Source organism: Pseudomonas sp. B7(2017) (assembly GCF_002112745.1).
Lineage (GTDB): Bacteria > Pseudomonadota > Gammaproteobacteria > Pseudomonadales > Pseudomonadaceae > Aquipseudomonas > Aquipseudomonas ekonensis.
Genome location: NZ_NEIP01000009.1, coordinates 101,685 through 125,593 on the forward strand (window position 1 = coordinate 101,685; position 23,909 = coordinate 125,593).

Below are 23,909 nucleotides of genomic sequence, written 5' to 3' on the forward strand. Positions count from 1 at the left end.
GCAACGTCATGACAACTTTGACCATTTTCTTCTGCGGCACAGGCTCGACCCGGCTCGACACGACCCATGCCAACTACTGGGACGGCGAGTTGGTGTCCTCCCTCGCCTCCCGTCACACCGGCCGCGAGTTCGCCGAGTGGATCGTGATCGACGGCCCCGGCACCGGCAACCTGCAGGCCGACGAACTGTTTGTGCAGAACAAGGACTACGGGCTCAGCGGCACGCTGTTCGGCAAAGGCTGGGAGGAGAACGTCCAGCATGCGATCAATGTCATCAAGGGCAAATGCACCTGGCAGCGCCAGCGGCTGACGGAGGCCGAGTACAACCGCCTCAAGGCGGCCGGCATTCCCATCGAAGACGTGAAGACCGAAGGATCCTGGTTCTGGCGAAAGTACAACTACGGCGAACGCAGCATTACCCAACAAGCCCTTCAGGAACAGATCATCAAGACCTTCCGCAAGGACGGCGTCATTCCCACCCAGGTCAATCTCGTGGGCTGGAGCCGGGGAGGCATCAGTTGCCATATGCTGGCCAATGCGATGTACAACGATGCGCAACTTGCCCACATTCCGGTGAACATCTTCGCCATTGATCCGGTGCCGGGCATCAGCAACTTTCAGGAACACCGCATCAAGCTCAACCGCAACGTGAAAGAGTATGTCGGGTTCTACGCCCGGGACGAACGCTCCAAAGGCTTCAGTTGCGTGATCCCGCAAACCGCCGTCGGCACCCGCACCCATGTCTACCCGATGCCCGGCCGCCACGCCACCCTGGTCGGCAACGCGTCCGCCGACGGCGTCAGCGGCCCCAAGGCCTTGCCCGAACCAGGCCTGATGGTTCGCCACTTCGCCGAAGTGTGCCTGCAACGCTGGGGCACCCCGTTGAGCAAGCCCCTCAAGCTGAGCGATGCCACCCTCAAGGGCCACGGCGACGCGATGGTGCGCGACGCGGCCAAGTACAAGCTCATGGAGAAATGCTCCTACACCTGGTTCACCGAGCTGGACGAAGGCGAGCGCTATGTCTCGCTGGGCAGCAACGGCGTCAGGTTCTCGGCGGTAAAGGGCGGGATCTACGCGCCGGGCAGCGGGCTGACGACCAGCGTGCTGGATGTGGAGGCTTACCGGCACATCCGTTGATGTGCATAGCACCGGACAGTCGTTTCCCGCCCGCGGGGCAGCGGTGCCCGCCGAGCCGCGGGCAAGATCCGGCAAGGAAGACGCCCACAAAAAAGCCGCCCCAAGGGGCGGCTTCTTCATGCGCAGAACCAGACCTTACAGCTTCGGCCCGGCAGCCTTGATCGCGTCGCTCACTTCGAACTTCTTGAAGTTCTCGATGAACAGACCGGCCAACGCTTTGGCGGCTTCGTCGTAGGCAGCCTTGTCAGCCCAGGTGTTGCGCGGGTTGAGCAGGTTGGTTTCGACGCCCGGCACGGCCAGCGGCACGTCCAGGTTGATGGTGTCCAGGTGCTCGGTTTCGGCACCGATCAGCGCGCCGCTCTGGATCGCTGCGATCACCGCACGGGTGGTCGGGATGTTGAAGCGTTTGCCGACGCCGTAGCCACCGCCGGTCCAGCCGGTGTTGACCAGGTAGACCTTTGAGTTGAAGCCCTTGATGCGCTTGATCAGCAGCTCGGCGTACTCGCCTGCCGGACGCGGGAAGAACGGTGCGCCGAAGCAGGTGGAGAAGGTCGACTTGATGCCGCTGCCCGAACCCATTTCAGTCGAGCCCACCAGAGCGGTGTAGCCGGACAGGAAGTGGTAGGCCGCCTGCTCGTTGTTCAGGATCGACACCGGCGGCAGAACGCCGGTCAGGTCGCAGGTCAGGAAGATCACGGCGTTCGGCTCGCCGCCCAGGTTCTTCTCGGAACGCTTGGCGACGTGCTCCAGCGGGTAGGCTGCGCGGCTGTTCTGGGTCAGGCTGACATCGGCGTAGTCGGCGTGCTTGGCGTCGTCGATGACGACGTTCTCCAGCACCGCGCCGTGCTTGATGGCTTTCCAGATCACCGGCTCGTTCTTCTCGGACAGGTCGATGCACTTGGCATAGCAACCGCCTTCGATGTTGAACACCACGCCTTCGCCCCAGCCGTGTTCGTCGTCACCGATCAGGTAACGGCTTTCGTCGGCGGACAGGGTGGTCTTGCCGGTGCCGGACAGACCGAAGAACAGGGTCACGTCGCCTTCTTCGCCGATGTTGGCGGCGCAGTGCATCGGCAGCACGTCGGCGGCCGGCAGCAGGAAGTTCTGCACGGAGAACATGGCTTTCTTCATTTCACCGGCGTAACGCATGCCGGCGATCAGCACTTTCTTCTGGGCGAAGTTGATGATCACGCAACCGTCGGAGTTGGTGCCGTCACGCTCCGGCACGCACTCGAAGTTGGCGACGTTGAGCACTTGCCACTCGTCGCGGCCGGCCGGGTTGTATTGCGCAGGGTTGATGAACAGGCAACGGCCGAACAGGTTCTGCCAGGCGGTCTGGGTGGTCATCTTCACGGCCAGGTAGTGCTCGGCCGCCGCGCCTACATGCACGTGGGAAACGAAGTGCTCTTGCGCATTGTTGAAGGCTTCGACCCGGGCCCACAGCGCGTCGAACTTGTCGGCCGGGAACTTGCGGTTGATCGGGCCCCAGGCGATGGCGGCCTGGGTGGAAGGCTCTTCAACGATGAAACGGTCGACTGGCGAACGGCCGGTGCGGTGACCGGTGCGGACAACCAGGGCGCCGGTATCGGCAAGCTCGCCCTCACCGCGTTTCAGGGCTTCTTTTACCAGATCATCAACACTCAGATCGGTGTACACGGCGTTATTGGCTTGCGTCATGAGTTTCCCCGTCGGCCAGTGGCCGAGTGTGCTCCAAACGTTTTGTAGTAGAAAGTCGTGCACTACTACCGCGAAAAAAGTGCGCCGGATTATGCCAGAAAAGCCCAAAAAGAGTAGGGCCCTCCCGTCGTAACGGCGTTAATCCGTCGCCGGGCAGTGAATTTACCTGCGCTGAACCGTTTTAGTGCCGGGTATCTGACGGTGTCTCGACACCCGCGCCGGCGAACAATTGAGCGATGTCCGCCGCGTCGAACAGGTAGCGCTCGTTGCAGAACTGGCAATCGATCTCGACCTGGCCGCCGTGTTCGGCCACCAACTGCTGCGCATCCTCAAGACCCAGACTGACCAGCGCATTGCCCGAACGCTCCCGGGAGCAGCTGCAGCGGAAACGCAGTTTCTGCACGTCGAACAGGCGCACCTGCTCTTCATGGTAGAGGCGATGGAGCACGGTTTCGTTGTCCAGGCTCAGCAGTTCGTCGGCGGTCAGGGTGCTGGCCAGCGCAGTGATGTGCTGCCAGCTCGCGGCGCGCTCCTCTTCGTCCTTCAGGCGGTCGGCCGGCAGTTGCTGCAGCAGCAGGCCACGGGCGCGACGGCCGTCGGCGTACAGCTTGAAGCGGGTGCCCACCTGCTGGGACATGACGAAGTAGTTGGTGAAGCAGTCGGACAGGGTCTCGCCGTCGAGGTCGACGATGCCCTGGTAGCGCTGGCCGGCGGTCGGGTCGACGGTCAGGGCCAGCACGCCGTTGGGCATCAGGTCGGCCAGGGACGCGTTCGGCGCGATCTGATCGGCGTGGTAGCGGGCCAGGCCACGGATCTCGCGCTCGCTGGAGCACTCGATCATCAGCAGCGGCACCGGGCCTTCGGAGCGGGCCTGAAGGATCAGCAGACCGTCGAATTTGAGGGTGCCCACCAGCAGCGAGGCGGCCGCCATGAGCTCGCCCAGCAGCTGCGCCACCGGCTCCGGATAGGGGTGCTTGGCGAGGACTTCGGCGTAGCTGCGCTCCAGCGCCACCAGTTCGCCGCGGGTGTCGCTGTCATCGAAGATGAAGCGTTGGGTGTAGTCGGTATCCGGGAAATCGGTCATGGGCTCGGTATCTGAATAAGATGACAAAATGGTTACAAAAGATGAAAATTTGCGCTTCTTGGCACCCTTTTTGGTGCGCCTGTTCTGCCACGGGAGGCATTTTATGAACAATCCGGGTTTGTTCCAATCAAGGTGGAACCTCGGCCGGCTGGTTCTGTGCAACGCGGTGCCGTTGGCACTGCTGGCTTTCTGGTTATGGCCTACGGGCCAGATGCTGTGTTCGGTTTTCGACGAGTGGCTGTTCCGCTCACTCAACGCGCCATTGGCCAGCAACCCCATATGGCTCCACATCTGGGCAATTGCAAGTCTGCGCCCTTTCGACATCGTGGTCGGCCTGATCCTCCTGACACTGCTGATCAAGGGCGACTGGGTCTTCAAGGCCACCGACGTGCGCCGCGCCTTCTTCGGTTTCTTCTCGATCCTGCTGCTGATGGTGGTCATCCGCGCTCTGTTCTCCAAGTTCGCCGACCACATGGGCTGGCAGCACAGCAGCCCGTCGATGGTGCTGGAGGGGGCGGTGCACATCAGCGATTTCTTCCCGCACCTGGAAAAGACCTGGGAGCTGAAGGACCGTTCAAGCCAGAGCTTCCCCGGTGACCACGCTTCGGTGCTGCTGATCTGGGCGCTGTTCATGGGCGTGTTCAGCCGCACCGCCGGCCAGCGCCTGACGGTCTGGGGCCTGGCGCTGCTGTTCATGCTGCCGCGGCTGGTGGCCGGCGCGCATTGGGGCCAGGACGACTACATCGGCGGCCTGCTGCTGGCCGTGTGGGCGCTGGGCTGGGGCTACTACACGCCGTTCGCGCACCATGCCGCGAACTTCTGGCTGAAGGTGACGGCGCCGGTCTTCGCCCTGCTGGGCAAGTTGCCGGTGGTGTCGCGGATGAGTGTGGTGCGCGGCATCTGATACTGCCTCGGGAGCGGGCAGGCTCGCTCCCGCACTGGTCGAACAGCGTTCGACCGGGCCTGCCCTGAATCCAACGAAACAGCGGCGCTATTCGCCGCTGCTGCTCCCACGAAACTTGAACAGATCCCGCCGCTGTTTCTTGCTCGGCTTGCCGTCGGTGCTCACCCCCAGCGCGCCGGCCTTGCGCATCGCCGCTGCCGCTTCGCGCTTGGCGACGCTGGCGTCGGTCTCGGCATACAGCGTCTGCGCCTCGGGCGCGCCGCGGCGCACGATCGACAAGGCCTGAACCACCACCGTGCGCTCATCGAAGCCGGTGCGGATCTCGAATTCATCGCCGATGCGTGGCTCTTTGCCAGGCTTGCAACGCTCCCCCCGACAATGCACCTTGCCGCTCTCGATGGCCGCCTTGGCCAACGCACGGGTTTTGTAGAACCGCGCCGCCCACAGCCATTTGTCGAGACGGACCTTGTCGTCCTCTTCGCTTTTTTGTGCCATGGATTTTCCTCATTCTGAAATATTGGTGAACTGTACTACCGTTTCTGTCGTGCCATGAACGGCGCCGTCCCGGATTACAATCCGGCCCGCAGATATCTGTCGCCTTTTAACCCTTATTCTGCGTGAATACCGCCATTGCGGCCCCCGGGCCGGACGGTCTCACCGGCTGAGCATTTTTTTGAAGACATTTGACCATTTGACCGTCGTCGGTCTGCGCGAGTGGGTGGCGCTCCCGGATCTGGGAGTGGCGGGCCTGCGGGCGAAGATCGACACCGGCGCCAGCACCTCCAGCCTCCACGCCACCGACATCGAGCCGTTCGAGCGCGACGGCGAGAAGTGGGTGCGCTTCACCGCGCACCTGGGCACGGTGGTGCAACTGCGCCACCGGCGCTGCGAAGCACCGCTGGTCACCCGAAAGACCATCAAGAGCTCCAACGGCCAGGCCCAGGTGCGCTACGTGATCAGTACCACCCTGGCCCTGGGCGACCGGGTCTGGCCGGTCGAATTCACCCTCGCCTGCCGCAAGTCCATGCGCTATCGCCTGCTGCTCGGTTCCAAAGCCCTGATCGACGGCCAGCTGGTGGTCAGTCCAGGCGTCAAGTATGTACAAGACAAGCCGGTGTTCCCGGTATCTACCTCCTCCACAGGTGTTGCATGAAGATCGCTGTGCTGTCGCGGAACCCGCGTCTGTATTCCACCCGCCGTCTGGTCGAAGCCGGAACCGAACGCGGGCATGAAATGGTGGTGATCGACACCTTGCGCGCCTACATGAACATCGCCAGCCACAAGCCGCAGATCCACTACCGCGGCAAGCCGCTGGAAGGCTTCGACGCGGTGATCCCGCGGATCGGCGCGTCGGTGACGTTCTACGGCTGCGCGGTGTTGCGTCAGTTCGAGATGATGGGGGTGTTTCCGCTCAACGAATCGGTGGCCATCGCCCGTTCGCGGGACAAGCTGCGTTCGCTGCAGCTGCTGTCGCGCCGCGGCATCGGCCTGCCGGTGACCGGCTTCGCCCACTCGCCGGACGACATTCCCGACCTGATCGACATGGTCAACGGCGCCCCCCTGGTGATCAAGGTGCTGGAAGGCACCCAGGGCATCGGCGTGGTGCTGTGCGAAACCGCGACCGCCGCCGAGTCCGTGATCGAGGCGTTCATGGGCCTGAAGCAGAACATCATGGTGCAGGAATACATCAAGGAAGCCGGCGGCGCGGACATCCGCTGCTTCGTGGTCGGCGACAAGGTGATCGCGGCGATGAAGCGCCAGGCCAAGCCGGGGGAGTTCCGCTCCAACCTGCACCGCGGCGGCAGCGCCAGCCTGATCAAGATCACCCCCGAGGAACGCATGACCGCCCTGCGGGCCGCCAAGGTGATGGGGCTGACCGTGGCCGGCGTGGACATCCTGCGCTCCAATCACGGGCCGCTGGTGATGGAGGTGAACTCCTCGCCCGGTCTGGAAGGGATCGAGACCACCACCGGCAAGAACGTGGCCGGGATCATCATCGAACACCTCGAGAAGAACGGCGGGCCGAACATGACCCGCACCAAGGGCAAAGGCTGACCTTCACAGAAGGGGCGGCCGCAAGGCCGCCATCGCGGGCAGGCTCGCTCCCACAGATTCCGCGCCGTTCACGACGGCTGTGAACGCCCCAGATCAATGTGGGAGCGAGCCTGCTTGCGATGAGGCCCTCAGCCCCACGGAAGATCCGGCCCGCTAGACCGCATCCCGCGGCAGCATCAACCCCAACGGCAACCGCACCCGCGCCTCCAGCCCGCCGCCGGAGCGGTTGCGCAGTTCCACGTTGCCGCCGTGCATCGAAGCGATCCGCTTGACGATCGCCAGGCCCAGCCCGGTGCCCTTGCCGCCCCGTGCGCGGTCGCCGCGGGTGAACGGGTTGAAGATCGCCTCCAGCTCCGCCGGGTCGATCCCCGCCCCGCGGTCCATCACGCTCAGCACCACATACGGAGCGCTGGTGTCGCCGGACACGTAGGCCGCCACCTCCACGCCGCTGCCGGCATGGTTCAGCGCGTTGCCGATCAGGTTATTGAGCAGGCGCTTCATCGACACCCGGCGCAGCGGGAACGGCTGGATCGGCTCCAGGCGCAGGCGCACCTTTTCTTCGTTCTGGTTGTAGGGCGCCGCCACCTCGCGCACCAGGTCGCTCAGGTCCACCTCCTCCACCGTCTCGTCCCGTCCGTCACGGATGAAGGCCAGGAACTGGTCGAGGATCGCGTCCATGTCTTCGATGTCGCGCACCATGTCGTTGGTGAGGTCGGTGCGGTCGCCCATCAGTTCCAGCGACAGCCGCAACCGGGTGAGCGGCGTGCGCAGGTCATGGGAAACCCCGGCCAGCATCAGTTCGCGCTCGCGGCCCGCCTGCTCCACGTCTTCGGCCATCTGGTTGAAGGCGCGGTACACCTCGGTCATCTCGCTGGGGGTGTCGCTGATCGGCAGCCGCACGCTGCGGCCCTGGCCGAGTTGCCGGGCGGCATAGACCAGGCGCTTGAGCGGCTGGTTGAGCTGGCTGACGAAGATCCACGCCGACGCGGTGGACAGCAGCCCGATGGCCAGGAACCAGCCGAGCACGTTCCAGATCTTCTGCCCGCGCAACGGGTGCGGGTACAGCGGCACCTTCAGCCAGCCGTCGCCCAGGCTCGGCGCCCGCACCCATAAGGCCGGCGGCGAATGCATGCGCAGACGCACTTCGGTGTCGGCGCCGAGTTCGGCCTGCATCTGCCGCTGGTAGATCTCGCTGTACGGCCAATGCTGCTCGCCTTCCGGCACCCCGGCGCCCACCACCCGGATCAGGGTCGCGGCATCGGCGATCTTCGCGCGGTTCTCTTCGTCGGCCGCCCAATAGGCGCGCAGCGTCAGGGCGACGCCGTGGCTGTATTGGCGGTCCACCAGCACGTCCTCGTTCATCAGCAGGTACACCAGGGTCAGGGCCTTGGAGAACAGCACGACGATGAGCACCAGCCACAAGGTGCGGGAAAAGAAACTTTGGGGGAACCAGACGGGGGTCTTCATGAATAGCCGCTACACGCTTGCAGGAGCGAGCCATGCTCGCACATTGCGGAGGGCGAGTCTGCCGGCGAACATCCGCCAGACCCGCTACTGCAGATCACCGGTCACTTCGTGGAGTTGCCGTCCGGCACGAACACATAGCCCACGCCCCAGACGGTCTGGATGTAGCGCGGTTTGGACGGATCGGGTTCGATCATCCGGCGCAGACGGGAAATCTGCACGTCGATGGAGCGCTCCAGCGCATCCCATTCCCGGCCACGGGCCAGGTTCATCAGCTTGTCGCGGGTCAGCGGCTGGCGGGCGTTCATCACCAGTGCCTTGAGCACCGCGAATTCGCCGGTGGTCAGCATGTGCACTTCGTCACCGCGCTTGAGTTCGCGGGTGGCCAGGGACAGCACGTAATCGCCGAAGGTGACGTTTTCGTCTTCGCTGCCCGGTGCGCCCGGCACGGCCGGAGCCTGACGGCGCAGCACGGCCTTGACGCGGGCCATCAGCTCGTCGGGGTTGAACGGCTTGGCCAGGTAATCGTCGGCGCCCAGTTCCAGGCCCTTGATGCGGCTCAGCTCGTCGCCCTTGGCGGTGAGCATGATGATCGGAATCTGATTGTTCGCGGCCCGCAGGCGGCGGCATGCGGTCAAGCCGTCTTCGCCTGGCAGCATCAGGTCGAGGACGACCAGGTTGAACACTTCGCGGGACAGCAGACGGTCCATCTGCTCGGTGTTCGGTACGGCACGGGCACGGTAGCCCTTGCTGACGAAAAAGCGCTCCAGCAGGCTGCTCAGCCCCGGATCGTCGTCAACGATGAGAATTTTTTCGCCTTCAGCAGTTTGTGCAGTGCTGCTCATTGGATGCTCCTTTTAGCTCGGCGCGCATTATGGCGTAGCTGCCGTTATACGCACCGTGTGCATTGTTAGCAGATTTTTCCTTCACTGCCAGAAAACCGGGGCTTGTGCCTACACGGCCCGACGCCCCCGAATGACAGAACGCCGGTTATAATGCGCGGCCTTTTGTGCCAGGCAACGTCTGAATCGTTACCGTTGGTGGCCAAGCCCTATTTTTCATGTCCACCGCAGTAATCGTTCGGTTTCACGGGTCAATGGTCTGCTCCCTTGGCCCAGGCAGCGGCAAGCGCCAGGCCGCACAACCAGGTTCCGGGCCCTCATCCTTCGCGCCTGCGGACCTGCTTTCACAATTTGTCAGGTGGTTTTATGGACAGCATCAACAGCCGCATCGCCGAGGAACTCGGCGTACGCCCGCAACAGGTCGAAGCGGCCGTCGCGCTACTCGATGAAGGCTCTACCGTTCCCTTCATCGCCCGATACCGGAAAGAAGTGACCGGCAGCCTCGATGACACTCAGCTGCGTCATCTGGAAGAGCGCCTGCGCTACCTGCGCGAACTCGACGAACGGCGCGTCAGCATCCTCGCCAGCATCCAGGAGCAGGGCAAGCTCACCCCCGCACTCGAACGCGACATCAAGCTCGCCGACACCAAGACCCGCCTCGAAGACCTGTACCTGCCGTACAAGCAGAAGCGCCGCACCAAGGGCCAGATCGCCCTGGAAGCCGGCCTCGGCGAACTGGCCGACGGCCTGTTCAACGACCCGTCGCTGGCGCCGGAAGTCGAAGCCGCCCGCTTCATCGACGCCGACAAAGGCGTGGCCGACGCCAAGGCCGCCCTGGAGGGCGCCAAGTACATCCTCATGGAACGCTTCGCCGAAGACGCGGGCCTGCTGGAGAAACTGCGCTCCTTCCTCAAGCAGGAAGCCACGATCAGCGCCCGCGTGATCGCCGGCAAGGAAGAGGAAGGCGCCAAGTTCCGCGACTACTTCGAACACGACGAGCCGCTCAAGAGCATGCCGTCGCACCGCGCCCTGGCGATCTTCCGCGGCCGCAACGAAGGCATCCTCAGCTCGGCCCTGAAGGTCGGCGAGGAACTGCCGGGCACCCTGCACCCGTGCGAAGGCATGATCGGCCAGCACGTCGGCATCCAGAACCAGAACCGCCCCGCGGACAAATGGCTGGGCGAGGTGGTGCGCTGGACCTGGAAGGTCAAGCTCTACACTCACCTTGAGACCGACCTGCTCGGCGAACTGCGCGACGGCGCCGAGACCGAAGCGATCAACGTGTTCGCCCACAACCTGCACGACCTGCTGCTGGCCGCCCCGGCCGGCCCGCGCGCGACCCTGGGCCTGGACCCGGGCCTGCGCACCGGCTGCAAGGTCGCGGTGGTCGATGCCACCGGCAAGCTGCTGGATCACGCCACGGTCTACCCGCACGTGCCGCACAACAAGTGGGACCAGACCCTGGCCATCCTGGCGGCCCTGTGTGCCAAGCACTCGGTCGACCTGATCGCCATCGGCAACGGCACCGCCAGCCGTGAGACCGACAAGCTGGCCATCGAGCTGATCAAGAAATACCCGGCCATGAAGATGACCAAGGTCATGGTGTCCGAGGCCGGCGCGTCGGTGTACTCGGCCTCGGAACTGGCCGCGAAGGAATTCCCGGACCTGGACGTGTCGATCCGCGGCGCGGTGTCCATCGCCCGCCGCCTGCAGGATCCGCTGGCGGAGCTGGTGAAGATCGATCCGAAATCCATCGGCGTCGGCCAGTACCAGCACGACGTGTCGCAGCTGAAGCTGGCGCGCAGCCTGGACGCCGTGGTCGAGGACTGCGTGAACGCCGTGGGCGTGGACGTGAACACCGCGTCCGTGGCCCTGCTGGCGCGGATCTCCGGCCTCAACGCCACCCTGGCGCAGAACATCGTCGCCCACCGTGACGAGCACGGCGCGTTCAAGACCCGCGCCGCGCTGAAGAAAGTCGCGCGCCTGGGCGAGAAAACCTTCGAACAGGCCGCCGGCTTCCTGCGCGTGATGAACGGCGACAACCCGCTGGACGCATCGGCCGTGCACCCGGAAGCCTATCCGCTGGTCAAGCGCATCGCCGCCGAGACCGACCGCGACATCCGCTCGCTGATCGGCGACACCGGGTTCCTCAAGCGCCTGGACCCGAAGAAATTCACCGACGAGACCTTCGGCCTGCCGACCGTCACCGACATCCTCCAGGAACTGGACAAGCCGGGCCGCGACCCGCGTCCGGAGTTCAAGACCGCCGAGTTCCAGGAAGGCGTCGAAGACCTCAAGGACCTGCAGCCGGGGATGATCCTCGAAGGCGTGGTGACCAACGTCACGGCGTTCGGTGCGTTCGTCGACATCGGCGTGCACCAGGACGGCCTGGTGCACATCTCGGCCCTGTCGGAGAAGTTCATCAAGGATCCGCGCGAGGCGGTGAAGGCCGGCGACGTGGTGAAGGTCAAGGTCATGGAAGTCGACATCCCGCGCAAACGCGTCGGCCTGTCGATGCGCATGAGCGACACGCCGGGCGAGAAGATCGACGGCGCCCGCGGCTCGCGTCCGGGCTCGGCGCCGCGCCAGGGTTCGAACAACGCGCCGCGCAAGGAAACCGCCACCGCCGCACCGGCCAACAACGCCATGGCGTCCCTGTTCGCCAACGCCAAGCAGTTGAAGAAGAAGTGATGGACATTCCCGCCGGGCTCGTCGAGAGCGCGTTCTTCAAGCTGTTGGGCTGCCGTCTGCACAGCCTGGAGACCGGGGTGGCGCAAGTCGCCCTGGCGCTGGAGCCGCCGCTGCGCAACCGTGGCGGCAAGCTGCACGGCGGCGCGCTGTTCAGCCTGGTCGACATCGCCATGGGGCTGGCTTGCTCCAGCACCCACGGCTTCGACCAGCAGAGCGCGACCATCGAGTGCAAGATCAACTACATCCGCGCCGTGTCCGACGGCGAGGTGCTGTGCACGGCCCGGGTGATCCACCCGGGCCGGCGCACGCTGGTGGTCGAGGCCGACGTGATGCAGGGCGACAAGCTGGTCGCAAAAGCGCAAGGCACGTTCGCTGTCCTGTAGCTAGCCGTCACCGATTTGGGTTAATTTCGGCGCAACGAAACCTGTGGGAGCGAGCCTGCTCGCGAAGAGGGTGCATCAGCAACGAAAGTGCTGGCTGACACACCGCCTTCGCGAGCAGGCTCGCTCCCACGGGGAATGTGCAGTTCTTGACTGACCGGCAAACGGCCTGCCGCTCCAAAACCAGGCGAAAACGCCAGTTTCAACTTCACCCTTGTAGACCGTCCTGCCCACCCCCATATTGGGGCGACTGACGCGTGAAGGAATCCAAATTGAGCGAACTTCTCAACCGCCGCCTGGCCCTGCTCGGCGAGCGCGCCAACCTCTCCCTGCTCGAGCAGTGCCTGCACGGCATCGAACGTGAATGCCTGCGCGTGACCGGCGAGGGCCGCCTGGCGCAGACGCCGCATCCCGAGGCCCTGGGTTCCGCGCTGACCAACGAACAGATCACCACCGACTATTCCGAGTCGCTGCTGGAGTTCATCACGCCTGCCCTGCCCGACCCGGCCGACACCCTGGCCAGCCTGGAGCGCATCCACCGCTTCGCCTACAGCAAGCTCGGCAACGAGTACCTGTGGAGCCCGTCGATGCCGTGCCCGCTGCCGGCCGAAGAAGACATCCCGATCGCGTACTACGGCACCTCCAACATCGGTCGGCTCAAGTACGTCTACCGTCAGGGCCTGGCGCTGCGCTACGGCAAGACCATGCAGTGCATTGCCGGGATCCACTACAACTTCTCCCTGCCGGAAGGGCTCTGGCCGCTGCTCAAGCAGACCGAGGGCTTCGAAGGCAGCGACCGCGACTTCCAGTCCGCGTCCTACATCGCCCTGATCCGCAATTTCCGCCGCTACAGCTGGCTGCTGATGTACCTGTTCGGCGCCTCGCCTGCGCTGGACGCAGGCTTCCTGCGCGGCCGCCCGCACCAGCTCGAACAGCTCGATCCGGACACCCTGTACCTGCCCTACGCCACCAGCCTGCGCATGAGCGACCTGGGTTACCAGAGCAATGCCCAGGCCGGCCTGACGCCGTGCTACAACGATCTGTCCAGCTACACCGACAGCCTGCGCAAGGCCGTCGCCACGCCGTATGCGCCGTACGTCGAGATCGGCACGCACCAGGACGGCGAGTGGGTGCAGCTGAACACCAACATCCTGCAGATCGAAAACGAGTACTACTCCAACATCCGCCCCAAACGCGTGACCTACACCGGCGAACGGCCGATCCAGGCGCTGATGGCCCGCGGGATCCAGTACGTCGAAGTGCGCTGCCTGGACATCAACCCGTTCCTGCCGATGGGCATCGACGTCACCGAGGCGCGTTTCCTCGACGCGTTCCTGCTGTACTGCGCGCTCAACGACAGCCCGCTGCTGACCAGCACCAGCTGCGGCAACGCCACGTCGAACTTCCTCAGCGTGGTCAAGGAAGGCCGCCGTCCCGGCCTGCAGCTGCAGCGTGACGGACAGCCGGTGGACATGAAGCAATGGGCGAGCGAACTGCTGGAGCACATCGCGCCGCTGGCGGCCCTGCTGGACCGCAGCCAGGGCAGCGATGCCCACGGCAAGGCGCTGGACGCGCAGCGGGCCAAGGTCAGCGACCCGTCGCTGACGCCGTCGGCCCAGGTGCTGGCGGCGATGGCCGCGCACAAGGAAAGCTTCGCGCAGTTCTCCCTGCGCCAGAGCCAGGCCCATGCCGATTTCTTCCGCAGCGAGCCCCTTGCCGCCGAGGAGCAGGCCCGGTTCGAAGCGCTGGCGCACTCGTCGCTGGAGCAGCAGGCGGAGCTGGAACAGAACGAGGTCGGCGATTTCGACGTGTTCGTCGGGGCCTACCAGGCGAGCATCCTGGCGATCAGCAACTAGCCTGCGAGGATCCTGCGGATTCTGTCGCGAGCAGGCTCGCTCCCACAGGTGACGGCGGTGATGCCGCCGCACCTGCTCGCGGTGGCGGAATCCTGGCGGCCCTTTAGATTTTTCCGCTCATAAGTTAATTCTAAAAAGTTATTTATTTTTAGATTCTTAGATCATTTAGTCTCCTTTCACGCCGACGACCGGTGGCCTGACAAGGAGCTCTCCCATGAAACTGAATGTCCCGCTTCGCCTGCTGGCGGTGGCCACCCTGGCCGCCGCAAGCTTCCTGGCCCAGGCCGCCGACCTCACCGTCGCCTACCAGACCACCGTCGACCCGGCGAAAGTCGCCCAGGCCGACGGCGCCTACGAGAAGGCCACCAAGGCCGACATCAGCTGGCGCAAGTTCGACAACGGCGCCGACATCATCGCCGCCATCGCCTCCGGCGACGTGCAGATCGGCTACCTCGGCTCAAGCCCGCTGACCGCGGCGGTCACCCGCAAGGTGCCGGTGGAGACATTCCTCATCGCCACCCAGATCGGCGCCGCCGAAGCGCTGGTCGCCCGCGACGGCGCCGGCATCAAGACACCGCAGGACCTGGTGGGCAAGAAAATCGCCGTGCCGTTCGTTTCCACCGGCCACTACAGCCTGCTGGCCGCCCTGAAGCATTGGAACATCGCCCCGTCGAAAGTCACCGTGCTCAACCTCGCTCCACCGGCGATCATCGCCGCGTGGAAACGCGGTGACATCGACGCCACCTACGTCTGGGATCCTGCCCTGGGCGTGGCCAAGGAAAACGGCAAGGTGCTGATCACCTCCGGCGAGCTGGCCAAGTTCGGCGCGCCGACCTTCGATGCGTGGATCGTGCGCAAGGACTTCGCGCAGAAGCATCCGGAGATCGTCACCGCGTTCGCCAAGGTCACCCTCGACGCCTACGCCGACTACCGCAAGGATCCGAAAGCCTGGCTCGCCGACACGAGCAACGTCGACAAGCTGGTGAAGCTGTCCGGCGCCAAGGCCAGCGACATTCCCCTGCTGCTGCAAGGCAACGTCTACCCGCTGGCGGCGGATCAGGTCAACGACCTCGGCGCGCCGACCACCAAGGCCATCACCGACACCGCCGTGTTCCTCAAGGAGCAAGGCAAGGTCGAGGCCGTGCTGCCGGACTACGCGCCGTACGTCAGCGCCCAGTACATCACCAACTGATCGGGAGTCGACCGCGATGGCCTTGCTTTCGCTGGAGCGCATCAGCGCACAGTACCCCGGCAGCCCGGAACCGGTGCTGTCGGATATTTCCCTGACCCTCGGCCCCCGGCAACTGCTGGTGGCCCTCGGCCCGTCCGGCAGCGGCAAGACTTCGCTGTTGAACCTGATCGCCGGTTTCGTCGACCCCAGCGCCGGGCGCATCACCCTCGACGGCGTGCCGGTCAAGGGGCCGGGCGCCGAACGCGGCGTGGTGTTCCAGGACGACGCCCTGCTGCCCTGGCAGGACGTGCTGGCCAATGTGGCCTTCGGGCTCGAACTGGCCGGCGTGCCCCGGGACAAGCGCGAGCGGCGCGCCCGGGAAATGCTCGCGCTGGTGGACCTGGCCGGTTTCGAGAGCCGCCGCGTCTGGCAACTCTCCGGCGGCCAGAAGCAGCGTGTCGGCCTGGCCCGCGCCCTGGCCGCCGATCCGCGCGTGCTGCTGATGGACGAACCCTTCGGCGCCCTCGACGCCTTCACCCGCGAACAGATGCAGGAACTGCTGCTGCAAGTCTGGCAACGCACCGCCAAACCGGTGTTCCTGATCACCCACGACATCGAAGAGGCGGTGTTCCTCGCCACCGACCTGATCCTGCTGGCGCCCAACCCCGGGCAGATCGTCGAACGCCTGCACCTGGACTTCGGCCAGCGCTACGCCGCCGGCGAACCGGCGCGGTCGATCAAGTCCGACCCGCGCTTCATCGAAACCCGCGAACACGTGCTCGGCAAAGTGTTCTCCCAACGCAACGCCGTCCGGCTACAGGAGCGCGCATGAGCAGCTACGACGTTTCCGCCGCCACGGTGAAACCTTCCAAACCCTCGACGTCCATTGCGGCGCGGCGCAGCCTGAGCACCCGCTGGATCAGTGTGCTGACCCTGTTCGCCCTGCTGCTGGCCTGGTGGGCGGTGACCGCCACCGGCCTGATCGAACCGCTGTTCCTGCCGCCGCCCGCCGCCGTACTGCAAAAGGGCTGGTTGCTGGCCACCAGCGGCTACATGGACTCGACCCTGTGGCAGCACCTGGGCGCCAGCCTGAACCGCATCGGCCTGGGTCTGGGCTTCGCCATCCTGACCGCCGTGCCGGTGGGCATCGCCATCGGCGCCAACCGCATCGCCCGCGGCGTGCTCGATCCGCTGATCGAGTTCTACCGGCCGATCCCGCCGCTCGCCTACCTGCCGCTGATCGTGATCTGGTGCGGCATCGGCGAGGTGTCGAAAGTGCTGCTGATCTACCTGGCGATCTTCGCGCCGATCGCGATCGCCACCGCCACCGGCGTGCGCACGGTCGACCCGGCCAAGCTGCGGGCCGCCCAGTCGTTGGGCGCCACCCGCGGGCAACTGATCCGCCATGTGATCCTGCCCAGCGCCCTGCCGGACATCCTCACCGGCATCCGCATCGGCCTTGGCGTTGGCTGGTCGACCCTGGTCGCCGCCGAACTGATCGCCGCCACCAGCGGGCTGGGTTTCATGGTGCAGTCGGCGGCGCAGTTCCTGGTGACCGACGTGGTGGTGCTGGGGATCCTGGTCATCGCCCTGATCGCCTTCGCCATGGAAATGGGCCTGCGCGCCCTGCAGCGCAGACTGGTGCCGTGGCACGGCCAGGCCCACTGACTTTTTCCCTTGCGGGAGCCGGCCTGCTGGCGATGGCGCCAGCCCGGGCACCGCAGACAGTCGCTCCCACCGCTTGAACAGCCCTCCACCGAATATTGATGAGAACACCATGAGCGACCTGAACATCGTTCCCTTAAGCCCGGCCCTCGGCGCGCAGATCAGCGGCGTCGACATCAGCCAGCCATTGAGCCAGGAGCAGCGCGACGCCATCGGCCAGGCGCTGCTCAAGCACCAGGTGCTGTTCTTCCGCAACCAGCCCATCGAGCCTGCGCAGCAGGCGCGCTTCGCCGCGTACTTCGGCGACCTGCACATCCACCCGATCTACCCCAACGTGCCGGAACAGCCCGAAGTGCTGATCCTCGACACCGCCGTCACCGACGTGCGCGACAACGCAATCTGGCACACCGACGTGACCTTCCTGCCGACCCCGGCGATGGGCGCGGTGCTCAGCGCCAAGCTCCTGCCGGAGTACGGCGGCGACACCCTGTGGGCCAGCGGCATCGCGGCCTATGAAGCGCTGTCGGCGCCGGTGAAGGCCCTGCTCGAAGGGCTGACCGCCACCCATGACTTCACCCGCTCGTTTCCGCTGGAGCGCTACGGCAACACGCCCGAAGCGCTGGCGCAGTGGGAAGAGGCACGGCGCAAGAACCCGCCGCTGTCGCACCCGGTGATCCGCACCCACCCGGTGAGCGGGCGCCGCTCGCTGTTCGTCAACGAAGGCTTCACCTCGAAGATCAATGAACTGTCGGAGACCGAAAGCGAGGCGATCCTCAAGTTCCTGTTCGCCCACGCCACCCGGCCGGAATTCACCATCCGCTGGCGCTGGCAGAAGGACGACATCGCGTTCTGGGACAACCGCGTGACCCAGCATTACGCAGTGGACGACTACCGCCCCGCCCGGCGGGTGATGCAGCGGGCGACGGTGTTGGGGGATGTGCCGTTCTTTCGCTGACGGCTGCGTCGCCGGTTCCGGCCCCATCGCCAGCAGGCTGGCTCCCACAGGTTCTTGCGGCGCAGATGGATCCTGCGGACACCGGGGATACCTGTGGGAGCCGGCTTGCCGGCGATGGCGGCGGGTCTGTCACCACAGATGTCGGCAGTGCCGGCCTCATCGCTGGCAAGTCGAGTCGCCGCACCGCAGCTCCCACAGGGTCTTGCGGCGCATATGGATCCTGCGGACACCGGGGATACCTGTGGGAGCCAGCCTGCTGGCGATGACGGTGTGACAGGCGCCGCAGGATCCGGCGCCTGACGCTTACTCGGCCGTCGACGGCTTCTCCCACAGATTGATCCCGCCCTCCTGGGCGAACCGATCGATTTCAGCCAGCTCTTCAGCGCTGAAGCTCAGGTTCTTCAGCGCCCCGACGTTCTCGATGATCTGCTCCGGCCGGCTCGCGCCGATCAGCGCCGAGGTCACCCGCGGATCGCGCAGCGTCCAGGCCAGCGCCAGTTGCGCCAGGCTCTGGCCACGACGCTTGGCGATCTCGTTCAGCGCCCGCACATGGGCGATGTTGGCCTCGGACAGGTGCGACGCCTGCAGCGAACCGCCGCCCGGACGGTTGACCCGCGCATCGGCCGGCACGCCATTGAGGTACTTGTCGGTCAACAGGCCCTGCGCCAGCGGGGTGAAGGCGATTACCCCGGTGCCGAGCTCGTCGGTGGTGTCGAGCAGGTCCTTTTCCACCCAGCGGTTGAGCAGGTTGTAGGCCGGCTGGTGGATCAGCAGCGGCACTTTCCATTCCTTGAGCAGCGCGGCGATTTCGCGGGTCTTCACCCCGGAGTACGACGAGATGCCGACGTACAGCGCCTTGCCCTGCTGCACGGCGGTGGCGAGGGCGCCGGCGGTCTCCTCCAGCGGGGTGTCCGGGTCGAAGCGGTGGGAATAGAAGATGTCCACGTAGTCCACGCCCAGCCGTTGCAGGCTCTGGTCGAGGCTGGCCAGCACGTACTTGCGCGAACCGCCGCCCTGGCCGTAAGGGCCCGGCCACATGTCCCAACCGGCCTTGCTGGAGATGATCAGCTCGTCGCGGTAGCGCAGCAGGCGGCCGAAGTTGATCTCGGCGCTGCCGTAGGGCGGGCCGTAGTTGTTGGCCAGGTCGAAGTGGTTGATCCCCAGGTCGAACGCCGTGCGCAGCAAGGCACGCTGGGTGTCGATCGGCGTGCTGTCGCCGAAGTTGTGCCACAGGCCCAGGGACAGCGCCGGCAACACCAGGCCGCTGCGGCCCACGCGGCGGTAAGGGAGGGTGTCGTAGCGGTTTTCGGCAGCGGTGTAAGTCATCGAATCCTCTCTAGATTGAGTTTCAGCCATCGTCGGTCGGACATTTCCTGTGGCGAGGGAGCTGGCTCCCGCTCGGTTGCGCAGCGACCGCCGGTGCAGCGGTGCTTTGACAGACCGAAGCTGCTCAGCATACGCCCAAGCGGGCCCCTGCCCACCTCGGATTCGACCTATGGCTGAATCGTTTCACATCAGGAAGGGAAAAGACGCCGCCACCCCGTCTTCACAGATCCTTGTCGACCTGCTGACGATGGCGCCAGCCAAAACGCCTCAAGACCTTCGGCCTAACGGGAAACCTGTGCAAAGACCTCGCTCAACCAGTCCACGAACACCCGTACCCGCGGCGACAGGTGCCGGTTGTGCGGGTACAGCACCGACACCGGCATCGGTGGCGGCGGCGTGTCGGGCAGGACTTCCCGTATCAGGCCCTGGTCGATCTGGCTCTGCATGCGGTAGTGCGGGCACTGGATCAGGCCCAGGCCGGCGATGGCGGAGGCCGCGTAGATCTCGGCGCCGGACACCGAGACCGCCCCGTCGATGGCGACCTCCGTGCGTTCGCCGTCGACCATGAATTCGAAGGGAAACACCCGGGTGGTGCTGCGCGAGACGTAGTTCACCGCGCGATGGTCTTTCAGCTCGGCCAGGCTGCGGGGCTCGCCGAACCTGCGCAGGTAGGCGGGGCTGGCGCAGGTGATCTGCCGCAGGCTGGCCACGCGCTTGCCGATCAGCGTCGAGTCGCCGAGGGTGCCGGCGCGCAGCACGCAATCGACGCCTTCGGCGATCAGGTCGACGAAGCGGTCGGCCTCGCTGATCGACAGTTCGATGTCCGGGTAGCGCGCCATGAACTGCGGCAACGCCGGGATCACGAAATGCCGGGCCAACGTACCTTGCATATCGACCCGCAGCCGCCCCTTCGGCACCACGCTGCGGAACGCCAGTTCGGCGTCCTCCAGCTCCGCAAGCAACTGCACGCAACGCCGGTAATAAGCCTCTCCGTCCAGGGTCGGACGCACCTTGCGCGTGCTGCGCTCCAGCAGGCGCGTGCCGAGCCAGGCTTCGAACTGGTTGAGGGTGTGGGTCAGGGTGGCCCGGGGCAGGTTCAGGTCGGCGGCGGCCTGGGTGAAGCTGCTGCGCTCGTAGATCCGCACGAACGCCTTCATCGCTTTGACTTGATCCACGGCGGGCTCCCGGCCTTCGATTGTTGGCGGATGTTGAACAGTCAAGGCAACTTTGCGGCATTTATCCAGCACAGGCAAACAGGTGAAATGGCTCCCACTTCCCCCGCACACAGGAACACAGCCATGACCCAGCACACTTCGAAAGTCGCCCTCGTGACCGGCGCCTCCCGCGGCATCGGCGCGGTGATCGCCAAGCAATTGGCCGAGGACGGTTTCGCCGTCGCCGTCAATTACGCCAACAGCGCCGACGAAGCTTCCCGGCTTGTCGTCGAACTGCGCCAGGCCGGCCACCGGGCCATGGCCATCCAGGGCGACGTGGCCGACGCCGCCGACGTGCGGCGCCTGTTCGACGAGACCGAAGCGCACCTGGGCAAGGTCGACGTGCTGGTGAACAACGCCGGCATCCTCAAGGTGCTGCCGCTGGCCCAGCACAGCGACGAGTTGTTCGAGCAGACCTTCAACATCCACGCCCGCGGCACCTTCAACACGATGCGCGAAGCGGCGGCTCGGCTGAACGACGGCGGACGGATCATCAACTTCTCCAGCAGCACCGTCGGCCTCAACCTGCCGGGCTACGCGGTGTACATCGCCAGCAAGGCGGCGGTGGAATCGCTGACCCAGGTGTTCGCCAAGGAAATGCGCGGGCGCAACGTCACGGTCAACGCCGTGGCGCCGGGTCCGGTGGCCACCGAGCTGTTCCTGCACGGCAAGAGCGAGGAGCAGATCCAGACCTACGCGAAGATGCCGCCGCTGGAACGCCTGGGGCAGCCGGAGGACATTGCCCGGGTGGTGTCGTTCCTGGCGAGCCCGGCGGCGGACTGGGTCAACGGACAGATCCTGCGGGCCAACGGCGGGCTGGTTTGACTATGCTCTGAACAGGCCCGCAGCGGCCCCGTCGCCGGCTGGCTGGCGATGGGATCCGCCCAGGCGAAACGACACCGACAGGCAGCCTCTCATGCACACCACCATCATCATCACCTTCGGCCTGATCCTGCTGGCGCTGATGCTGTACATCGGCGAACGCATCGGCTTTTCCCGCCAGACCCTGGCCTACGGCTTCGCCGCCCTGTGGCTGGCGCTGACGGTGATCAACGGCGCGGTCGGCATGGTGCACGGCAAGCAGACGCTGAGCACCGAACTGATGGTCGGCAGCGCCGTGTTCGGCGTGCCGGTGGCGGCGATGGTGCTGTTCATGGTGCTGAGCGCCGAGGCCTGAGACCGCCCCGGCGCCCGCCGGGCTCAACGCACCAGGTGCAGGAACTGCATGTGCCGTTCGTACTGGTCGAGGATGTCGTTGATGATCTGCTCCTTGGTGTAGCCCACCAGGTCGTAGTCCTGGCTGCCCTCGCTCAAGTGCACTTCGGCGCGGTAGTAGCGGCGGTTGTTGAGCTGCTTGGAACCCATGCCGCCCCGGGCGAACGACGGCGTGAAATAGCCGCGCATCTGCACCTGGTAGATGAACGGGTGCAGTTCGCCGTGGCCGATCTCCAGGCTGACGCTGTCGTGGGCCGGATCCGGCTGCGTGACCACATGCAGACCCTTCTCGACGAACACCGCCGTCACCTCTTCGATGGCCGGCTTCACGGTGCTGTCCATGAACCGGTACACCTCGTCCCGCGACGGGAAATGCACCGCCTGGCTCAGGCGCTGCCGCCAGCCGCCCTTGCCGCGCCGCGAACCGGACACCGGCGCCAGCGAATGCAATTGCGCGATCTGCTTCTGCGACTCCAGGTAGAACGCCTTGTGCAGCCCCCACATCATCAGCAGCAGGATCAACGAGAACGGCAGTGAGGTCAGCACCACCGCCGACTTCAGCGCATCGATGCTGCCGGAGAACAGCAGCGCGCTGGTGATCAGCGCCGTCATCGCGCCCCAGAACACCCGCAGCCATTTCGGCCCGTCCTCGTCCGGGCCGCCGCCCTTGGCCGACAGGGTCGAGAGCACCACGGTGCCGGAGTCGGCGGAGGTGACGAAGAACACGAAGCTGATGAACACCGTCACCGCGATGACGGTCTTGCTCCACGGGTAGGTCTCCAGCAGCAGGTAGAGGGTCATCGACGGGTCGTCGATGGCCGACAGGCCGAGGGCCTCCATGCCGTGGTTGAGCACCTGGTCGATGGCGCTGTTGCCGAAGATCGACATCCACGCCAGGGTGAAGCCCAACGGAATCAGCAGCACGCCGAAGACGAATTCGCGGATGGTGCGGCCCCGGGAGATCCGCGCGATGAACAGGCCCACGAACGGCGACCAAGCGATCCACCAGGCCCAGTAGAACACGGTCCAGCCGCCGAGCCAGTCGCTGGGCTTGTCGTAGGCGTAGAGGTCGAAGCTCTTGGTCGGCAGCGCGCCGAGGTAATCGCCCAGGTTCTGGATCAGGGTGTTGAGCAGGTGCTGGGTGGGCCCGGCGAACAGCACGAACAGCAGCAGCGCGCAGGCCAGCAGCATGTTGATGTCGGACATCACCCGCACGCCCTTGTCGACCCCGGACACGGCGACGGTGATCGCCGCGCCCATCATCAGGACGATCAGGCCGACCTGGATCCACTGGGTGTGGGCGATGCCGAACAGGTAGTCCAGGCCGGAGTTGAGGTGCAGCACGCCGAAGCCCATGTCCGCGCCGAGGCCGAACACCGTGGCGATGATGCCGAAGCCGTCCACCGCGTAGCCGATGGGGCCGTTGATGCGTTTGCCGATCAGCGGATAGAGCGCCGAGCGCAACGCCAGCGGCAGGTTGTGGCGGTACGCGCAGTACGCCAGCGCCATGCCGACGAAGGCGAACACGCCCCAGCCGTGCAGGCCCCAGTGCAGGAACAGGATCTGCATCGCTTGGCGCGCGGCGTCCGCCGTGCCGGCCTCGCCCTGGGGCGGCTGGAGCATGTGGGTCAGGGGTTCCGACACGCAGAAGAAAAACAGGGTGATGCTGATCCCGGCGGCGAACAGCATGCCGGCCCAGGACAGGTAACTGAATTCGGGTTCGTCGTGGTCGGCACCGAGCTTGATCTTGCCGTAGCCAGACAGCGCGGTGACCACCACGAAGACCAGATACAGGGTCATCGCCAGCATGTAGTACCAGCCGACCGTGTTGGCCGCCCAGTCCTGGGCCTTCAGCAGCCAGGCGCCGGCCGCCTCCGGCAGGGAAATCACGACGAGGCCGAACAGCAGGATGACCGTCGCGGCGAACCAGAACACCGGCGGGTTCATGCGCACCTGGGCGCTGGCGGGGGTGGACGATGCACTCATGGACGGTGCACCTCGAAGGGGTGGAACATGGCTGAAATGATCGGACTCAGCAAAGGCAAGCCTCCTGTTGTGAGCGGGCAGCGGACTGCCGGTTTAACTTGAATGAACGTTCAAGTTAAACATGGATAGCACGCTAAGGACTAATCGCAAGGCCGAGCGGTCGCTCGCCCCTGCGGGCTCAAGGAGGGTTATGACGCAGGTTCGGAGGGATTCGTTCAGTGGCGAATTGGCCGGATGCCACTATCCGGGCCGGCCTGAGTCCGTTCGACGGGCCCGCGACGGCGCCGG

At 65.4% G+C, this 23,909-nt stretch carries 21 protein-coding genes; 13 read left to right on the forward strand and 8 right to left on the reverse strand.

The window, feature by feature from the left end; genetic code table 11:
• Positions 1 to 8 precede the first annotated feature (8 nt).
• Entirely contained in the window at positions 9 to 1,136 is a 1,128-nt protein-coding gene (locus CAG29_RS18055; RefSeq protein ID WP_085694915.1) for a hypothetical protein, read from the forward strand.
• A gap of 135 nt (positions 1,137 to 1,271) precedes the next feature.
• Here CAG29_RS18055 and CAG29_RS18060 read toward each other — a convergent pair whose 3' ends face one another.
• Both CAG29_RS18060 and hslO read right to left on the reverse strand, forming a co-directional pair.
• Positions 1,272 to 2,813, reverse strand: a complete 1,542-nt coding sequence (locus tag CAG29_RS18060; RefSeq protein ID WP_085581956.1) for a phosphoenolpyruvate carboxykinase — start codon at positions 2,811 to 2,813, stop codon at positions 1,272 to 1,274.
• 181 nt (positions 2,814 to 2,994) lie between these two features.
• Positions 2,995 to 3,897 carry an Hsp33 family molecular chaperone HslO gene (hslO, locus tag CAG29_RS18065; protein WP_085581958.1) on the reverse strand — a complete coding sequence of 301 codons (903 nt, stop codon included), beginning with the start codon at positions 3,895 to 3,897 and terminating at the stop codon, positions 2,995 to 2,997.
• Between the two features lie 103 nt (positions 3,898 to 4,000).
• On the opposite strand from hslO, the gene CAG29_RS18070 reads away from it, so the two are divergent.
• Entirely contained in the window at positions 4,001 to 4,801 is an 801-nt protein-coding gene (locus CAG29_RS18070; RefSeq protein ID WP_085631903.1) for a phosphatase PAP2 family protein, read from the forward strand.
• An 87-nt stretch (positions 4,802 to 4,888) separates the two neighbouring features.
• Here CAG29_RS18070 and CAG29_RS18075 read toward each other — a convergent pair whose 3' ends face one another.
• Positions 4,889 to 5,296, reverse strand: coding sequence for an RNA-binding S4 domain-containing protein (locus CAG29_RS18075; protein WP_085581962.1), 408 nt, complete (start codon positions 5,294 to 5,296; stop codon positions 4,889 to 4,891).
• A 211-nt stretch (positions 5,297 to 5,507) separates the two neighbouring features.
• Here CAG29_RS18075 and CAG29_RS18080 point away from each other — a divergent pair, with 211 nt between their 5' ends.
• Positions 5,508 to 5,954 (forward strand): ATP-dependent zinc protease, encoded by a 447-nt coding sequence (locus tag CAG29_RS18080; RefSeq protein WP_170930020.1) that lies wholly within the window; start codon positions 5,508 to 5,510, stop codon positions 5,952 to 5,954.
• Positions 5,951 to 6,856 (forward strand): 30S ribosomal protein S6--L-glutamate ligase, encoded by a 906-nt coding sequence (gene rimK / locus CAG29_RS18085; protein WP_065257794.1) that lies wholly within the window; start codon positions 5,951 to 5,953, stop codon positions 6,854 to 6,856. Before CAG29_RS18080 ends, rimK begins: the two co-directional genes overlap by 4 nt.
• A gap of 153 nt (positions 6,857 to 7,009) precedes the next feature.
• On the opposite strand, the gene CAG29_RS18090 is transcribed toward rimK, so the two are convergent.
• The gene (locus CAG29_RS18090; protein ID WP_085581966.1) at positions 7,010 to 8,323 is read right to left on the reverse strand and encodes an ATP-binding protein; all 1,314 of its coding nucleotides are present in this window, start codon (positions 8,321 to 8,323) and stop codon (positions 7,010 to 7,012) included.
• A 101-nt stretch (positions 8,324 to 8,424) separates the two neighbouring features.
• Positions 8,425 to 9,165 (reverse strand): two-component system response regulator OmpR, encoded by a 741-nt coding sequence (gene ompR / locus CAG29_RS18095; RefSeq protein WP_085581968.1) that lies wholly within the window; start codon positions 9,163 to 9,165, stop codon positions 8,425 to 8,427.
• Between the two features lie 363 nt (positions 9,166 to 9,528).
• On the opposite strand from ompR, the gene CAG29_RS18100 reads away from it, so the two are divergent.
• The 7 genes from CAG29_RS18100 to tauD all read left to right on the forward strand — a co-directional run bounded on the left by CAG29_RS18100 (position 9,529) and on the right by tauD (position 17,880).
• A complete protein-coding gene (locus CAG29_RS18100; protein ID WP_085631901.1) occupies positions 9,529 to 11,853 on the forward strand; it encodes a Tex family protein in 2,325 nt (774 codons plus the stop codon).
• Positions 11,853 to 12,236 (forward strand): PaaI family thioesterase, encoded by a 384-nt coding sequence (locus tag CAG29_RS18105; protein WP_085581972.1) that lies wholly within the window; start codon positions 11,853 to 11,855, stop codon positions 12,234 to 12,236. Before CAG29_RS18100 ends, CAG29_RS18105 begins: the two co-directional genes overlap by 1 nt.
• Positions 12,237 to 12,505: 269 nt before the next feature.
• Positions 12,506 to 14,089, forward strand: coding sequence for a glutamate--cysteine ligase (gene gshA, locus CAG29_RS18110; protein ID WP_085581974.1), 1,584 nt, complete (start codon positions 12,506 to 12,508; stop codon positions 14,087 to 14,089).
• A 214-nt stretch (positions 14,090 to 14,303) separates the two neighbouring features.
• Positions 14,304 to 15,281, forward strand: coding sequence for a taurine ABC transporter substrate-binding protein (gene tauA / locus CAG29_RS18115; RefSeq protein ID WP_085694916.1), 978 nt, complete (start codon positions 14,304 to 14,306; stop codon positions 15,279 to 15,281).
• A gap of 16 nt (positions 15,282 to 15,297) precedes the next feature.
• Positions 15,298 to 16,092: a taurine ABC transporter ATP-binding subunit gene (gene tauB / locus CAG29_RS18120; RefSeq protein WP_085581978.1), complete on the forward strand. Its 795-nt coding sequence runs from the start codon at positions 15,298 to 15,300 to the stop codon at positions 16,090 to 16,092.
• Positions 16,089 to 16,928, forward strand: a complete 840-nt coding sequence (gene tauC, locus CAG29_RS18125; RefSeq protein WP_085694917.1) for a taurine ABC transporter permease TauC — start codon at positions 16,089 to 16,091, stop codon at positions 16,926 to 16,928. Before tauB ends, tauC begins: the two co-directional genes overlap by 4 nt.
• Positions 16,929 to 17,037: 109 nt before the next feature.
• Positions 17,038 to 17,880, forward strand: a complete 843-nt coding sequence (gene tauD, locus CAG29_RS18130) for a taurine dioxygenase (RefSeq protein WP_085581982.1) — start codon at positions 17,038 to 17,040, stop codon at positions 17,878 to 17,880.
• 303 nt (positions 17,881 to 18,183) lie between these two features.
• Here the strand turns inward: tauD and mgrA are convergent, their stop codons facing one another.
• Positions 18,184 to 19,206, reverse strand: coding sequence for an L-glyceraldehyde 3-phosphate reductase (gene mgrA, locus CAG29_RS18135; protein ID WP_085694918.1), 1,023 nt, complete (start codon positions 19,204 to 19,206; stop codon positions 18,184 to 18,186).
• Between the two features lie 281 nt (positions 19,207 to 19,487).
• On the reverse strand, positions 19,488 to 20,381 hold the full coding sequence (locus tag CAG29_RS18140; RefSeq protein WP_085581986.1) for a LysR family transcriptional regulator: 894 nt from the start codon (positions 20,379 to 20,381) through the stop codon (positions 19,488 to 19,490).
• 123 nt (positions 20,382 to 20,504) lie between these two features.
• On the opposite strand from CAG29_RS18140, the gene CAG29_RS18145 reads away from it, so the two are divergent.
• Together CAG29_RS18145 and CAG29_RS18150 are read left to right on the forward strand one after the other, a co-directional pair.
• Complete coding sequence (locus CAG29_RS18145; RefSeq protein WP_085581988.1) at positions 20,505 to 21,245, forward strand: SDR family oxidoreductase; 741 nt, start codon at positions 20,505 to 20,507, stop codon at positions 21,243 to 21,245.
• 91 nt (positions 21,246 to 21,336) lie between these two features.
• Positions 21,337 to 21,597, forward strand: a complete 261-nt coding sequence (locus tag CAG29_RS18150; RefSeq protein WP_085581990.1) for a hypothetical protein — start codon at positions 21,337 to 21,339, stop codon at positions 21,595 to 21,597.
• A 23-nt stretch (positions 21,598 to 21,620) separates the two neighbouring features.
• Here CAG29_RS18150 and betT read toward each other — a convergent pair whose 3' ends face one another.
• On the reverse strand, positions 21,621 to 23,621 hold the full coding sequence (gene betT, locus CAG29_RS18155; protein WP_085631889.1) for a choline transporter BetT: 2,001 nt from the start codon (positions 23,619 to 23,621) through the stop codon (positions 21,621 to 21,623).
• Positions 23,622 to 23,909 lie beyond the last annotated feature (288 nt).